Origin of the sequence: Pyxidicoccus caerfyrddinensis, from assembly GCF_010894405.1 — a bacterium.
Classification (GTDB): Bacteria; Myxococcota; Myxococcia; order Myxococcales; family Myxococcaceae; genus Myxococcus; species Myxococcus caerfyrddinensis.
The window spans coordinates 1-15,352 of the sequence record NZ_JAAIYA010000036.1 but is presented as its reverse complement, the minus strand read 5'-3'; the positions used below and the strand labels follow the sequence as shown (position 1 = coordinate 15,352).

General features: G+C 66.7%; 9 protein-coding genes. 7 read left to right on the top strand and 2 right to left on the bottom strand.

Features of this window, described 5'->3' with window-relative positions; translation table 11 throughout:
* Position 1: 1 nt before the first annotated feature.
* Both G4D86_RS47305 and G4D86_RS47300 read left to right on the top strand, forming a co-directional pair.
* Complete coding sequence (locus G4D86_RS47305; protein ID WP_164002144.1) at positions 2–1,309, top strand: hypothetical protein; 1,308 nt, start codon at positions 2–4, stop codon at positions 1,307–1,309.
* Positions 1,310–1,495: 186 nt separating this feature from the next.
* Entirely contained in the window at positions 1,496–2,128 is a 633-nt protein-coding gene (locus tag G4D86_RS47300) for a hypothetical protein (protein ID WP_164002143.1), read from the top strand.
* Here the strand turns inward: G4D86_RS47300 and G4D86_RS54430 are convergent.
* Positions 2,053–2,559 carry a helix-turn-helix domain-containing protein gene (locus G4D86_RS54430; RefSeq protein WP_420821893.1) on the bottom strand — a complete coding sequence of 169 codons (507 nt, stop codon included), beginning with the start codon at positions 2,557–2,559 and terminating at the stop codon, positions 2,053–2,055. The two genes, G4D86_RS47300 and G4D86_RS54430, sit on opposite strands and share 76 nt — an antisense overlap.
* A 448-nt stretch (positions 2,560–3,007) precedes the next feature.
* Between G4D86_RS54430 and G4D86_RS47295 the strand changes: the two genes are divergently transcribed.
* Genes G4D86_RS47295 through G4D86_RS47280 form a run of 4 tightly spaced genes read left to right on the top strand, consistent with a single transcriptional unit; the run spans position 3,008 to position 14,302 of the window.
* The gene (locus G4D86_RS47295; RefSeq protein ID WP_164002142.1) at positions 3,008–6,826 is read left to right on the top strand and encodes a DUF499 domain-containing protein; all 3,819 of its coding nucleotides are present in this window, start codon (positions 3,008–3,010) and stop codon (positions 6,824–6,826) included.
* Positions 6,826–7,428, top strand: a complete 603-nt coding sequence (locus G4D86_RS47290) for a DUF7680 family protein (RefSeq protein ID WP_164002141.1) — start codon at positions 6,826–6,828, stop codon at positions 7,426–7,428. The genes G4D86_RS47295 and G4D86_RS47290 overlap by 1 nt, the downstream gene beginning before the upstream one ends.
* 7 nt (positions 7,429–7,435) lie before the next feature.
* Positions 7,436–10,888, top strand: a complete 3,453-nt coding sequence (locus tag G4D86_RS47285; RefSeq protein WP_164002140.1) for a DUF1156 domain-containing protein — start codon at positions 7,436–7,438, stop codon at positions 10,886–10,888.
* A gap of 3 nt (positions 10,889–10,891) precedes the next feature.
* Positions 10,892–14,302: a DEAD/DEAH box helicase gene (locus G4D86_RS47280; protein ID WP_164002139.1), complete on the top strand. Its 3,411-nt coding sequence runs from the start codon at positions 10,892–10,894 to the stop codon at positions 14,300–14,302.
* Positions 14,303–14,353: 51 nt separating this feature from the next.
* Here the strand turns inward: G4D86_RS47280 and G4D86_RS47275 are convergent, their stop codons facing one another.
* Positions 14,354–14,674 carry a DDE-type integrase/transposase/recombinase gene (locus G4D86_RS47275; RefSeq protein ID WP_164002138.1) on the bottom strand — a complete coding sequence of 107 codons (321 nt, stop codon included), beginning with the start codon at positions 14,672–14,674 and terminating at the stop codon, positions 14,354–14,356.
* Between the two features lie 263 nt (positions 14,675–14,937).
* Here G4D86_RS47275 and G4D86_RS47270 point away from each other — a divergent pair, with 263 nt between their 5' ends.
* A complete protein-coding gene (locus tag G4D86_RS47270) occupies positions 14,938–15,303 on the top strand; it encodes a hypothetical protein (protein WP_164002137.1) in 366 nt (121 codons plus the stop codon).
* Positions 15,304–15,352: the final 49 nt, after the last annotated feature.

The window sequence follows — 15,352 nt, the reverse complement described above, 5'->3', positions numbered from 1 at the left end:
CATGGCGCTCAAGTCCTACTACGAGACCAAGTACGGCCTCCGCTCAAACCCTTTCCCGGGCAAGGGAACCTACGGCGAAGACAGTCAGCGGGTCTACGTGCCCGAGATGTTCGGATCGCAGAGGACCGAGTTTCTCCACAAGTTCGTTCGAGCTCCGCTGGAGAACGGCCAACCACTGATCGGAGCGGTTTGGTCGATCGTGCCGGGTGATCCAGAGGCTCGCGGCTTCGGAAAATCCACCCTGATGGGCGAGGAGGCGAAGCTCATTAACCGCGACCTTGGCCTCGGTACGCTCAAGACACTCGGTGTCTCTGAGGATGACGCACGCGCGAATCCCATCCTTGCCGGGTACGTGTCCTTCAACACTAAGGCACAGGGCGGCATCGCGAACATGGACGCCGCCGCATTTCATCTCGTCCGCTTCATCCTTCGGAGTATCGACACCTCCGGCGAGACTACCCACCGCCGCTTGCGTGAACTCGCCGCTGCGAGGCTCGTCGATGCGGGCAAGGCAACCACGGGACACGAGAGCGACGCGATTGTCGATGCAGTGCGCGAGAGGTTCAGGAATTTGGCCGTGTCCATCGACATCCGGAACCTCCTGGCAGACTACCTCTTTCATCTGGCATCGCCTGACACGGGGGCGCTGGAACGCTTCCTCGCTGATGAAGTCGGAACTTGGCACCACGACCGGAACGGGCTGAAGTACCTGCAGATCTTCGTCGTATTCGCCGAGTTGGCTGGTATCGAGCACGTGACGTTCTTCATCGATCAGGTCGAGGACTTCACGTCGCAGTCAGGAACAGCCAAAATCCATAAGAATGTCAAGATCATTCGCGACGCGCTCCTTGAAACGGAGCCGTTCGCGTCTCGCGCTTCCTTCGTCTTCCAACTGCACCCGGCTGCTTGGGGCCGCCTTCGAGATGCCTGGAAGCACGAAGACCTCCGCTCCCTCGATCCCGATGACCCGTTGAACGCCTCGGTCGTGATTGTTCTGACAGGGCTGGAGACCTTCGACTCGGCTCGACTTCTGGCCGAGCGTTGCATGAACGACCCATCCGTTGCGCTCCCCTCCAGGATGGGCGGCATTGCCCCATTTACGGAGTCCGCGCTTAAGCGGGTCTGGGAGGCCACGAAGCCCCGGCCGCGGTACTTCCTCCGCGTCCTTCACGACATCCTCCAGCTCGGCAAGGATGAGCGCCAGGATGTTCTCGATGATGGGTTCGTTGAGCCGAAGCTTGAGAGACTGGTCTCCGAAGCGCAGGCCGATACCGATGCCGGCATGGGCGAAGATGATCGCCTCGCTTGATTGGGTGCCTTCATGTGGTGGCACCGACCGCTGCAACGAGGTTTCCCTCCGCTCCTCCCCGCGAGCCTACTAGACCTCGTCGCAAGGGCGTACGCAGTTGTCGAGGTCGGGGGACTGACTGGATGCGGCGCTCAACGCGGACGAAACTTCGAGCAGCTGTTCTACGATCTCTGCGACCAACGCGGCGTGCGACTGTGCGAGCGCGCGGGTGCCCGAACGATCGCTGAGAACCGAGCCGCATCGGGTTTCCGGCACGAGGTGGATGGTGTAACGCGCGCGGCGGCGTACATCACTCATTGGGAGCTGAAGCATCTCAGTGCCCAGGTGCCGAAGAACGAACTGCTGATCTTCAACGGCAAGGGGCTGGACTTTCTCCAGGGGAGCCGGCCACTGACAGCGCGCACACCGATGCTGCGATTTCTTCTGTCAGGAGCAAGCGTACGTGACGAGTGCCGCTATTTCGCGGTCCAGTGGGGCATCATGATCATCGAGCCGTTCCGGTTGCCGCTGCCCTTGCTCTATGAGGCCGTGGCAAGAGGCGCGGCGGAGTGCCTGACGCCTGCGGAATGCGATGTCGTCCGCGAACGCGTCTATTGGGCCTGCCGGCCGCTGCAGGACGCCCTGACGGAACTGCACCAGTGGAGTTCGGAAGTCAGCGGCGCAACGCAGTGTGGCCCTGACGCATTACGGATCGCCAAGGAGGTCATCGACGCGCAGGAGCAGATTGGTTCCACCGTCCTAGATTATCTCGACGAGCACCACCACGATTGGCTCGACGATGCGGCAGAGGAAACCTGGCATGGAGTCGGTGGCTGGTAACTGTTGCCGCGCACCTTTGTTGATGGTCGGGTGATCCGGCTGGTTGATGGCCATCGCCGGAGGCGCGCGGCAGCGCCGGGCCGTGGCAGACGTCCCTGCCACAGCGCCATGGGCCGCGCCGCCTGCCACCTGAGCCGGGGGCGGCTGCCTATGGGCGCATGCAGCAGTGCGCCGTTTCCGCCTCCACCGTGCGCCGCCTTTTCCGGCAGGAGGATCTGGACCAGGTGGCGCTGCGCGACTCGGCCGGCAACCAGCGTGCGCAGGATGAGAGCGGCGGAAGCGGAGGGGGGCTCCAAGCGGATGTCGCACAGCAGCTCTCGCAGCTGGGGCGAGACATCCTGCTCCCGGCCCTGGTCGCGCCGGGGCGCAGGCGTCAGCCCGGCCAAACCTCGCTTGCGGAAGGCGTAGTACCACCTCTCCAGCGTCGGCACAGAATAGCTGCGCGTGGCGTCCGCGGTGAGCAGCCCCCAGAGGCGCCAGGACGTGCAGCGGTAGAGGGCTGGGGCCCCACCGCCTGGGGGAACTCGTATCCTCGACCTGCCCGCAGAGCGGGTCGTTCTTTACCAATAGAGACTAACGAGTACCAGCATGGGCGATTCACCGACAGCAAAGGTGTGCGCACGCTGAGAAGAGGCTCGTCCGGCCCAAACCAGGGATTGCACCATAGAACGCCGCTGGTTGTCGGTCGATGAGGCCGCTGCTTACCTGGGAATCATGCGCGAAACGGTGTACAAGCGGTCCAAATTGCGGGCGTATGCCTGCCCACTTTGTGGGCCGCCTCTAGAAGTTCCAGGCCGGGAGATTGACGCCTGGGTGCGCGAGGGCAACGCCGCCGCGGCGAAGAAGAAAACGCGGAGCCGATCCTGAGCGAGGTTAACCATGCCCAGCTTGCCAAACGTCTTCCTGCAGTGCTCCCCGCGCCCCGAGGTGCTGGCCGGTGAGCTGCCCGACTCGCTCTTCGCCGCCGATCTCTGGGACGTCGTCTGCCGCAAGCCCGGCACACACCCTGACTACCTCGACCCGAACCGCTTCTTCGCCAGCACTCACCCGACCGAGAACCTCAAGCTTCTCGTCAAGGACGTCACCGAGCGCCTCGCCGGCGTTCCCGGCGGCACGCCCGTTTATCGCCTGGAAACCGGCTTCGGCGGCGGCAAGACTCACAGTCTCATCGCCACCGTCCACGCCGCCCGCGAGGGCGAGCGCCTCGCCGACCGGTTGCACGACTTCCGCATCAGCAAGTTCCCGGCCCCCGACACCGTCAAGGTTGCGGCCTTCGTCGGCGAGGAGTCTGACCCGCTCAGCGGCAACGAGCAGGTCGTGGACAGCAAGAAGATCCGCACCTACACGCCGTGGGGCCAGATCGCCGCACTGGTTGGCGGCCCCGCCGGCTACAAGGAGGTGCAGGCCAACGACGAGCAGGGCGTGGCCCCGGCCCGCGAGGCGCTGGAGCGGGCCTTCGGCGACCATCCGGTGCTGATCGTCATCGACGAGCTGGTCCTCTACATGGCCCGTGCGTTCGCGCTCAAGGAGGACCAGCCTCGGTCGCGCGTCAACAGCCAGTGGCCGACCTTCCTGCAAACGCTCTTCAAGCTGGCATCCCAGCGACCGCGCACGGTTGTCATTCTCACGCTGCCGTCCGAGCAGGACGCCAACCGCAAGCTCACTGGCGAGTTGAAGCAGCACATCCCGACGGTGCTGGAGACAGTGGACGAGGTCAGCGACACCGCCGGCCGCCAGGCGAAGAACCTGACGCCGACCCAGTCCAATGAGCGGGCCGCCGTGCTGGGCCGCCGGCTGTTCGAGCGGGTCAAGACCGACAAGGCCGGTGACATCGCCGCCGCCTTCGTCGCTCACTACGAGGCCCAGCGCAAGGCCGGCATGGCACTCGACGGGCGGGCGTTCGAGCCGGACTACGCCGAGCAGATTCGCGCCGGCTACCCGTTCCACCCCGAGCTGATCCGCCTGTTCGCGGAGCGGCTGGCCGACATCCCCGACTTCCAGGCGACCCGCGGCGCGCTCCGCCTAGTCGCCCGCACCATCCGCGCGGTGTGGGACCGCAAGGCTGAGCTGGGCGACACGCTGCTGCTCCAGCCGTTCCACATCGACTTGGCCCGTGGCGAGATGCAGGACGAGATCCTGGGCCGGCTGGGCCGCACCGCCTTTGCCCGTGGGTTGGAGGCCGACGTCGTCCGCCTTGAGGGCAGTACGCACGCCAGTCAGGTCGAGGTCGGCTGGCCCTGGAAGGCCGCCACCGAGGCGGCGCTGGTCACCTTCCTGCACAGCCTGCCGGACGGCTCCAAGGGCGGCACCGCGCCCGAGGTGGCGCTGGCATTGGGACGCCCCGGCGTCGATCTGGCCTACGTCCCGAAGGCCCTGGAGGAGACGGAGCGGCGGGCCTGGTACATGCGGCGTGAGGGGGATCACTATCTGTTCCGCACCCGCGCCTCGATCAACAAGCGCTACCAGGAACGGCTGGCCGAGTTGCAGCAGCAGCCGGGCGAGGTGAAGCGAGTGCTCGACGACTGGAGCAAGGAGGTCTACTCCGGGTTCAGCGCCTTCCAGCTGATCCCGTTCCCCACCGACCACACGGCCATCAACGACAACCCCGACCGCATCCGGCTGGCCCTGATCCATTACGACAAGGAGGTTGGCTACGTCGGCCCCGATGCGGGCGAGCGGCTCAACTTCGTTAAGATGCTGTTCTCCAAGACCGGCGTCAACGCCGGCCCGCGCACCTACCGCAACAACCTCGTCTTCCTGCTGGCCGAGGGCACACGGGTGCAGGGTCTCAAGGACGCGGTCAAGTCACTCATGGCCTGGGAGCGGGTCCAGAAGGACATTGAGCAGGAGCAGACCAACCTCGCCCAGGCCGGGGGCTCGACTTACTCGGAGATGAAGCGGCGGGCCAGCGCCGGCGCGACCGGCGTCCCGGCGGAGTTCATGGCGCTGGAGGACGACTTGGGCCGCGTCCGCGAGCAGCTCGGCCCGCAGGAGCTGAACGTCCGCACGAAGTTGCTCGAAGCCTACCGCGTCCTCGCCTTCCCCCGTGGCGGCGAGGCCGACTCCGGCGACCTCTTCGCCGCCAACACCTCGGCGTCCATGCTGGAGTGCTTCCGGGTCGATTTCGGCGAGACTCCGGAGAAGGGTGGGCGTAAGAGCGAACGGCGGGCCGTCGCCGAAGGGCCGATCCTCCAGTGCCTGCGGCAGAACCACAAGCTGGTGCCGGAGGCGACGGCCAGCGACCCAGTGGTGCTCGCCCCCAGCCTGATCCGCCAACCGCCCCTGTGGCAGGAGGGCGAGCGCTGCCTGTCCACCGAGGAGGCCTGGGAACGGCTGCGGCGGGAGCCCGAGCTGCCGATGGTCCTCAAGCAGACTGACCTGCTGCCCTCGCTGCGGGCCGGGTTGACGGTCTCACCCGACGCGCTGTGGGTCTACTACGACCGGGTGGCCAAGAAGGTCTACACCCGCGCCAACGCCGCGGACCTCTCGCCGGTCTTCAGCCCCCAGCACCTGCTATACGACATCGCTGCTGCGGCGGCGGACCGCATCCTGCCGGTCAAGGAGGTCCGCCCGCAGGAGCTGTGGGACCACCTCTGGCCGAAGGACGGCACCGCCCCGGCGGCAACTGTACCGACCCCGCGCTTCCTTGAGGCGGCGAAGGCCAGCGCCCACTACCCTGTCCTGCCCGACCGGACGGTCCTGTGGCAGGCGCTGCAGGAGGGCACCCGCGAGAACCGCTGGGTGCTGTACCAGCGCGGCCCGAACTTGGCCATCGGCGCGCAGGAGATGAACGAGTGGCCGAGCACACCGCGGTTCGAGGATTCCGTCGAGTTCTGGACCTACCAGGCCGCGCTCGACCAGGGCATCTACCCGCGCAAGAAGAAGACAGAGGGGGGCGGGACCGGGGCCAAGGAGCTGCCGCTAACGCCCGCGAACGTGAAGGCCCGCTGCTGGCCGGCGAACACCGCCCAGCTTGCGACGGAAGACCTGGAGCGCTACGCCCGCAACGTCTGGGCCGACTTGAGCCGGCCCGGGCTGGAGACGGTGCTGCGCGACGGCGTCCGCGACGGCACCTGGGCGGCATACCGCCAGGGGGACGAGGAGACCTTCTTTACGCGCGACGACAGCCCCGCCCCTCAAGTGCTCGTCGGCCCGGCGTGGGCGCTGGTTGATTTGTCCTCGGCGCTGGCCCGCGAACTGGACGAACTGCGCCCTGGTCGGGGGCCGCAGCCGGTGGTGCAGGTCGGCACGCCGCGCGAGGCGCTCACCGCCGCCTGGGATGCCCTAGCGACCGCACGAAACGTGCGCATCGCCGAGCTGGGCCTGAGCGTCGAGGACCGTGAGAGCTTCGACAACACCCTACGTGTGGCCTGGGCCGACCGCCCAAAGGTGGCGCAGGTCCACGCGACCTTGGTCGCCAACGGGCAGCGGGTGTTCGAGGGGAAGACCGAGGCAGTCAACGTGACCTATGAGGGCCGTTTCGAGACGTTGAAGGACCTGCTCGCACCGCTGTGGCCGTTCCGCAGCGGCCAGGGGGAGTTGCAGGTAACGATCACCGTGGCGCTCAAATTCGCCGAGCCACCGGCGGTCGATGACGCGGCGCTGGGTACGTTCCGCACCGCGCTGATGAACGCCGGGCAGGGGCGCGTCGAGGTCCGGCTCGTGCCGGTGCGTCCGCGCAAGACAGGGAGTGCGTGATGGAGCGATTCCGGCTGCGCGTGCGGCAGGAAGCGAAGCGCGGACAGATCTGGGAGCTGCACCTGTTCCCGAATGTGGCCGGACGCCTGCCCAAGGAGGCAGACGCCAAGATCATGGGCTCGTCAGCGTCCCCGGAGACGATCCAGTGGCTGCGGGAGCTGTCTGACCCGTTCCTGCAACAGGCCGAGGAGCCCGGCCTCATCAAGGCCAGCGACTTCCGCCCCAGCACATCACCGCGGTGGCTGCGGCGCGCGGACGGCATGCGGCTGGCGCTGGCCTTCGCCTCAGCCCGCTACCTGACCAAGCCAGCCCAGCGCATCATGTTCCGCTCCGGGCTGCTCGAACTGCCCGCCGAGGTAGTGCTGTACTGGTTCACGCTCTGCTTCTACGGCTACCGGCAGCAGGCTGGGCGCGCGGCGCTGCGGACCCTCTTGACCTACGAGCAGGCCGAGGACAAGCCAAAGGCCAAATCAGTTCGGGGCCGCAAGAGCAGTAAGGAGTCTGCCGGACCGACCCTGTTCGACACCAACTGGGCGGATTCGGAGCCGACAGAAGGCAAGATCAAGCCGCGGGCGAAGAAGCGAACCACATCGAGCCGGTGAGAACGCCATGACCCAGACGTTCATCAAGACCAAGCCCTCGTTGCTGGAAGCCGGGCTGCCGTGCGCGTCACTGTCCGCCGAGTGTCAGTCAGACAACGACGCCCGCCAGAGGCCGCCACAGAATCGCTTGCACATCTGGTGGGCACGTCGGCCCCCGACCATCTGTCGCGTAGCGATTCTGACTGCCCTGTTACCACACGACGCCGACCTAACGACTGACGGAACGCGAGAGTTCGATCCGCCAGTGGCGGAAACGGATCTTGAAGCGCTTTCCTCGAAAGAGCGGGAGCACCTGGAGGTCTACCGCAAGTTGCTGGAAGACATCCCGCCCAATGCCCTGACCGACAAACACAAGCAACTCATGCTGCTTTTGAGGGCTTTCGGTGACCCTGCCCGCTTCGCAGAACACCGGGTGGCTGCCCAAGCGTTGGGCATCCCGCTGCCCCGAGCGTTCAGCAAGTACCTCTCCAGCAACCGGGACACGCGCATTCCCGAAGAGATGCTCGTTGACCTTCGCAAGGTCTGGGCCAAGACCTTCGGCCTGTCCGATGGAAAAGCTCCGGTTCTGTTGGACTTCATGGCGGGCGGTGGCGCGATTCCCCTGGAAGGAGTGCGGTACGGGCTAAAGGTCTACGCCAACGACTTGAACCCAGTGGCGGCGCTGGTGCTGAAAGCCACGCTCGAATACTCGGCACGGTTCGGAGCCCGACTGGCTCCTATGATCCGCCGTTTGGCCCTGGATGTCGCTGCGAAGGTGCGTGCTCGACTGGAGCGGTTCTTTCCGTTTCCGCCTGCTTCCGAGTGGTGGCCGGACATCGAACCAGCGGCCCGTGCGAGGTTCTCCGCGAAAGACATTGTGAGTCGAGAGCCGGGGGACTCAGCAAAGCAGATCAAGAACAGCTACCTCTGGTGTCGCACGATCCGTTGCCCGAAGTGCGAGCTGAGCATCCCGCTTTCAACGAACTTTACCCTCGACACGAAGGGAAAGCCGGACACTCATAAGGCGGCGTTCCCCGAGGTGCCGGCACACGGCAACGACTGTACCTTCCGCATCGTTGGCGCGGCCCAGTGGAAGAACTGCCGCTGGCCCCGGCTCGGCTCCGCTCCTTGGCATCCGCGCGACACGCCGACGTTCAAGGATGGGCACGCAGTCTGTCCGCGCTGCGGGAATGTCATCGACGAAGCGGACGCAAAGAAAGCAGCTCAATCTCGCCCCGGCGGGCTGCCGAGCCAGATGTATGCTGTCTGCTCGCAGGTGCCAGTGAAGCTGTCCTACCGCGACGGCTCGACCAAGGTCCGCTACCTGTGGCGATTCCGCGCCCCGACCGACGCCGACCGCGCCGCCGTTGCTTCTGCGGAGGCTGAACTGCGGGCGAACGAGAGCCGCTGGGCACACCTGATTCCGACCGAGCGGATCGAGGAAGGGGCGAAGACACGCGAGCCAATCAACATGGGGCTGACTCGATGGCGCGATCTCTTCATGCCCCGGCAGTTGCTCACAGTACTGACGGTGCTTGATGAGGTACGGCAAGCATCGGCGAAGGCACGGACTGAACTGCCGAAGGAAGAGGCCGAGGCCGTGGCGGTCTACCTCGCCTTTATCGCCAGCAAGGTGGTGAACTACAACAGCGTCAACACCTTCTGGCATTATGGCCGCAGAACTGTCACGCAAACCTTCTCCAGGCATGACTTCGCCTTCCGTCCGGCGTTCTGCGAGTTCGAGGGTGCCCGTGAGACGGTGATGTGGGGCGCATCCCAGGTCATCAACGCCTACACCCAGCTGGCCGGTCTGATCCACGGCGAAGCCGTCTCCCTGGAGGGTGGGGACGAGGAGGGCGGCGACGAAGACGTAGACAACGAAGCCGCTGTGAACGACGACACGGACGACGGTGCGCCATTGGACAGCGTTCTCCCCACGAACGGGGAGGTGCATCTCCGCCCCGAGGTGATCGTCCCTACTGTGACCAACAACGACGCCGCCGCGCTGGAGACCCCTGTCCCCGGCACGGTCCACCTCATCTGCGTCGATCCGCCATATTACAACAACGTCCAGTACGCCGAGTTGTCGAACTTCTTCTACGTCTGGCTCAAGCGGACACTGGGCGACTGGCCGGGTCTGGAGCACCTCTTCCGCGAAGAGCTTGCTGAAACCAATCGGGAGGCGGTCGCCAACGCGGCCCGCTGGAAGGCCGAGACCGAGAAGGAGCAGGCCGTCTGGCAGGAGAAGTTCGACCGGGCCTTCGAGTCCCTGGCTGAGACGCGCGGGGACACCGGGCGCAAACTCGCCGTTGCCGAACGCCGCCGCCGGGCCGCCGAGAGCGCCGGGCCGGTTCCACTGACCGCCGCCGAACGGGCCGAGCAGTTCTACGAGGCAAAGATGGCCGCCGTCTTCCGCCGCGCCCGGCAACTGCTCCACCCGGCGGGCCGCATGGTCGTCATGTTCAACCACAAGATGACCAAAGCCTGGCGGGCGCTGGGTAAGGCGCTCATCGAAGCCGGCTTCGAGATCCGCACGTCAATCCCCATCCACACCGAGGCCGAGAGCAGCCTGAACATTCGCGGCCTCGATGCAGCGCGCAGCACCGTGCTGCTGCTCTGCCTGCCGCGCCAGGAAACCGGACAGGTGACCGGGAATTGGGGCCGGGTTCAGGAGCGCATCGCCACGGTCGCCCGCAGCGCCGCCGGGCACTTCCAGAAACAGGGCATCGCGGGCACGGACCTGTACCTGTCCGCGCTCGGCCCGGCGCTCGGCGAGGTCGGGCGGCACTGGCCCATCACCGACATGGCGGGCCGGGCGGTCGATCTCACCGACGCTCTCGACCGGGCATATCAGGCGGTCGGCCAGTTCCGGTTGGAACAGATCCTCACCCAAGAGCTGCCCGAAAAGGTCGGCAAGATGGTCGAGGGCTTCGCCGCCAACACCGCCGACCGCAACACCCAGGCGCTGTGGCTGTGGCTCGACACTTTTCAGGGTGACGTGTCAGACAGCGACGACGTCCGCAAGCTGGCCAAGTCGCTCGACATCGAGCCGGACACCTTCAAGAAGCTCAAGCTGATCGAGTCAGAGTCAGACCTGTTCTACCTCAAGCCGCCGCAGGACGTGGACCTCGCGCTGCTGGCCCGGCAACAGGCTGGCGAGAAGGTGGCGCGGGGCCGGGAGGCCCGCGAAGGGGACATCTGGGAGGAGCGAAAGTTCCCCAACTTCTTGGGCGCGGCGGTGTGGAACGCCATCTCGCTCCTAGCTGGTGGCGACGAGTTGCACCGGGGCGTCGAGTCGTTCAAGCAGTGGCTGCGGGCCAGCAGCTACGGCGACACGCCCGACTTCCGGGGTGCTTACGCCGTCACGCTCTACTTGCTGGAGCAGGCGTTTGGTCGGCGGAAGGACGACGACCCCTGGAAAAGGGCGACGACCGAGGCCCGGCGAGGCTGGGACTTGGTCCTGCGCGACTGGCGGGGGTGACGCATGGGCTTCCGCGACCTCACTCAGTTGAAGCGCCACTACGCGGGCCAGGCCGGGCAGCTCGTCAACGACTTTTACGTCCCGGTCCTGAGCCAAGCGACCCGCTACGACCGGCAGGCGGGCTACTTCGACTCGTCGGTGCTGGTGCAGGTGGCCGCCGGGCTGTCGGCGTTCGTCGCCAACGCGCAGAAGCACGCGCCCTTCGAGCGACCGCCGATGCGGCTCATCACCGGCACGACCTGGAGCTCCGAGGACATCGAGGCGTACCGCCGGGGCGTCGAACTGCTGCGCGGCAGCCTGGAGCGGACGGCCCTGCGCCGCCTGGAGCCGACCGAGGCCGAGTGCCACCGCCTGGGGCTGCCGGCGGGCTGGAAGCCGGAGGCCGACCAGATCGCCCGCGACCGTCTGGGGGCGCTGGCCTGGATGGTGGCGGCCGGACTGCTGGAGGTGAAGATCGCCCTGCCGCTGGACCACTCCGGCCAGCCGCTCTACCCCGGCCAGGGCGGCGCGCTGTTCCACCCCAAGGTCGGCATCCTCTACAACGGCGCTGGTAACGTCATCGTCTTCAACGGGTCGGTCAACGAGACCAGCGCCGCATGGACGCGCAACCGCGAGGAGTTCGACGTCAAGCGGAGCTGGTTCAACCCGCTAGACGCCGAGGACATCCAGATGGCGGCGGCGCGGTTCGAGATGATCTGGCAGGGCCGCGACCCTGGCCTGCTGGTGCTGCCGCTGCCGCAGGCGGTGCGCGACCACCTCCAGGCGTTCACCCCGCCGGACGGCCCGCCCCGCCGCGACCCGATGCAGCGCGTTGAGTGGGAACAGGCCGGAGACCTGCGCGACCGCATCGCCGCGCAGTGTCTGCTGGACGCGCCGACGAAGCCGGGGGGCGAGTCGCTGGTGCTGGCCCCGATTTGGGTCGATGGCAAGCCGTTCGAGCCGTTCCCGCACCAGGCGCGGATCGCCCGGCAGGCGGTGGACACATTCCCGCGTTCGTACCTGCTCTGCGACGAGGTCGGCCTGGGCAAAACGATCGAGGCTGGTCTGGTGCTGCGCGCGCTGATCTTGAAAGGTGAGCTGCGCCGTGTGCTGATCGTCGCGCCGCGCAACTTGGTCCGGCAGTGGATGGAGGAACTGCGCGAGAAGTTCGCCCTGACGGCCTGGTTCTACGACGGCCACATGCTCCACGACGTGGGCGGTCGCGTGCGGCGGTCGGACGACCCATGGGCCGAGGAAGGCATCGTCATCGTCAGCCGGCACCTGATCGCCCGCCAGGAACGAATGGGCGGGGTACTGGCCGCCAGGCCGTGGGATGCCATGGTGGTCGATGAGGCGCACGCGGCCCGCCGCCGGGTGTTCGGGGCCGAGGAGCCCAACCTGCTGCTACGGCTGTTGCAAGAGATGAAGCAGCGCCGGCTGTTCCGCTGCCTGTGGCTCTTGACCGCGACCCCGATGCAGCTAGCGGCCCATGAGGTGCATGACCTGCTGCTGCTCGCCGATGTGGACGACCCCCGCTGGGGGCCGTGGAGCACCCTGCGGGAGTTCGAGCGGTTCTTCGAGCGGCTACGGGCCTTCGCCACGATGAAGAACGATCGGGCCGAGGTCGTCGCGATGACGCGCCGGGCGGTCGAGATCGGCGCGCCGGACCTGTCACCGACCGAAGTCCCGACGCACTGGACCGAGCTGCAATGGCGCACCCTGGTGCAGCGGATCGTCGGCAACGGCGCGGGGCTGTCGCTCAGTTTGCAGGGGTTGCTGCCGCAGCAGGCCGAGGGGATGACGCCATACCTGGCCCGGCAGACGCCGCTGGCGGTCCACATGTTTCGGCACACGCGGCAGACCCTGCGGGCCTACCGCGAGCGCGGCCTGCTCAATGCGGGGCTGGCAGATCGGCACCCCGAGGACGTGCCGGTCTCCTTCCAGTCCGCCGCCGAGGAAGCCCTGTACCGTCGCATCGACGAGCTGTGCAGCCGGTTCTACCGGCTGGCCGAGGTGGAACCCGACGAGCGGAGCGGCGTCGGCTTCCTGATGGCGGTCTTCCGCAAGCGGCTGGCCAGCTCGTTCGCCGCCTTCCGCAAGAGTCTGGAACGCCGCCGCGACCTGATCGCCGCTGTGCAACGCGATCTGGCCGTCATGGACGAGGCGGCGCAGTTCCAGCAGACGATGAGCGAGGGCGAAGAGGACGACGACGAGGTCGATGCCGCGTCTGCCCTCGACCGCGAGCGCCAGCGGCTCCTGCGGCTGCGGGCCGACCCGCAGCGCCGCCAGAAGCTGGAGGAGGAGCGACTCTACTTGCAGGACTACATCACCGAACTGGGCCAGATCGACCAGGACAGCAAGTTCCGCGAGTTCGCCGCGCGGCTGTGCGACCTGCTCGACCGGGGCCACCGGGTGATCGTATTCACGCAGTACCTGGACACGCTCGACTTCATCCGCGACCAGCTCATCGCTCGCTACGGCTCCCGCATCGCCTGCTACTCGGGGCGAGGGGGCGAAGTCTGGGACGCCGGCGCGAACACCTGGCGCGTCGTGGATAAGGCAGAGGTGAAGGCCCGCTGCAAGCGAAGTCACGCCCGTTCCATCGACATTCTGCTCGGCACTGACGCCGCCTCAGAGGGACTGAACCTGCAAGAGTTCTCGGCGCTGGTGAACTATGACCTGCCGTGGAACCCGATGCGGGTCGAGCAACGGATCGGCCGCATCGACCGCATCGGCCAGCAGGCCAGGGTGGTGCTGGTGTCGAACCTGTACCTGACCGGCACCATCGAGGAGGACACCTACTGGACGCTCAAGGACCGCATCGGCGTGTTCGAGAACGTCGTCGGCCCGCTCCAGCCGATCCTTGCCGAGATGCCCCGCATCTTCCGCAAGCTGGCTCAAGGTGAGATCGAGCGTGCCGAGGCGTTGCGGCAGCTAGAGGCAGCGCGGCAGCGCCAGGCCCCGGCGGTCGCCACGGCCATCGAGGGTCTGACGCCGGACCTGGACGGGGCCGGGACGCCCCAGGCGACCAACCCGCCCGCCACGCAGGCCGAACTGGCATACTGGTGCCTCCAGCACCCCGCCCCCGGTATGCAGATCCGCACCGGCCCCGAGCCCGGCACCGACCGCTTGGCGACGGACGGCACTAACGGCTGTCTGGCCATCATTTGGCCCTACGCGCCGCCGCACCTGGGAATCGGCAGCACGGAGGAGGTGCTCGCGACGTTCAGCGGCGAGGTGGCCGACCGGCACCCGCCTACCGGCCCGATCACTGACGCGGCGGGCGTCGAGCACCCCGGCAAGGAGGGCGTGCGGCTTTTGACCTGGGGCGACCCCTACTTGACGGCGTGGCTGGAAGCGGTGCGCGGCGAGCCGTTGAGCGAGGCGGACTACCAAGCGGCGGGTTTGAGTGCAGAGGTGAATTTCTCCCGATAATCAAGCCAGCGGAAGTGCTCAAACTTTCCCTCCTAAAGCGTTTGACCGGATTCACTGGAACAACCCACACGGGCAGCCACGCTTCTTGCGTACCCGAGCCGGAATCACCGCCACCCCGTATTGCCGCGCCAGCTCTGCGTAAGTGGGGTTGAGGTCCGGTTCGTCGCTGTGCGGACGCGTGACCGCGCTCTTCAGATTGTCCGGCACCCATACCTGCGTCACTCCGCCCATGTACTCCAGCGCGTTGACATGACACGCCACCCAGGTGGGCAGGTCCGCGTTCAGCATCGGCTCCGCGTAGGTGTAGTTGCTGGCGCCCAGCACCGCCAGGAAGAGCTTTTCCTTGCGGTGCTCGCCCGTCTTCTCGTCCACAACGTCGACAGCTGCAGCTCACCGGTGACGAGTCACACATTCCCATCCGGCAGGATGAAATACGGGGGACGCAGAGGCCGCTCTCTCGGACGTGATACCGCGGTGCGCAGACAGTAAGTCCGTCCCGATAAGCGGCATAAGAGCAGTGACGGACCACACCGTTGCAGTACTTCACCCATCAACCTGCGCCCTGTGGGCGCGCTCACGATGCGCGCCACGAGGCCCCTCCGGACCTGCCGTGCGCGTGCGTCCTGGAGGACACCATGAAGGACGAGGACGACACCCCGGCCCACCTTTACGAGAAGGTGGTGAGCCTCAACCTGGAGCTGGCCAACCTGGAGCATGCCCTGCGCGGGGCCCACCTCCTGGCCGAACTTCTCGCCAACAACGACATGCCGACAGAGGATGCCGACCGTCAGGCGCCCCGTTCCATCGTCGCGATCCTGGCCCTGGCGGATTCACGACTCCAGCAGCTCCGCCGGGTCATCCGAGGTGAAGCAGATACACGGCACCTGTGGGCGCCGTACAACGCCATCAGCCCGGAGCTGCTTCTAGAGCACCGATCAGGTTTCGGCCCGAGGAAAGTCGAACACTTGCGAGAGCGATCGACGCGGGCTGTCGCCGCGTGATCAGGTCGCCACCTCACGGAGGTGGCGCATGGAACGCTGGAAGCCGGCT

Excerpts from the sequence above, each read along its gene's own strand:
- G4D86_RS47305 (WP_164002144.1), top strand. The coding sequence starts at position 2 with ATGGCGCTCAAGTCCTACTACGAGACCAAGTACGGCCTCCGCTCAAAC.
- G4D86_RS47295 (WP_164002142.1), top strand. The coding sequence starts at position 3,008 with ATGCCCAGCTTGCCAAACGTCTTCCTGCAGTGCTCCCCGCGCCCCGAG.
- G4D86_RS47290 (WP_164002141.1), top strand. The coding sequence starts at position 6,826 with ATGGAGCGATTCCGGCTGCGCGTGCGGCAGGAAGCGAAGCGCGGACAG.
- G4D86_RS47285 (WP_164002140.1), top strand. The coding sequence starts at position 7,436 with ATGACCCAGACGTTCATCAAGACCAAGCCCTCGTTGCTGGAAGCCGGG.
- G4D86_RS47280 (WP_164002139.1), top strand. The coding sequence starts at position 10,892 with ATGGGCTTCCGCGACCTCACTCAGTTGAAGCGCCACTACGCGGGCCAG.
- G4D86_RS47270 (WP_164002137.1), top strand. The coding sequence starts at position 14,938 with ATGAAGGACGAGGACGACACCCCGGCCCACCTTTACGAGAAGGTGGTG.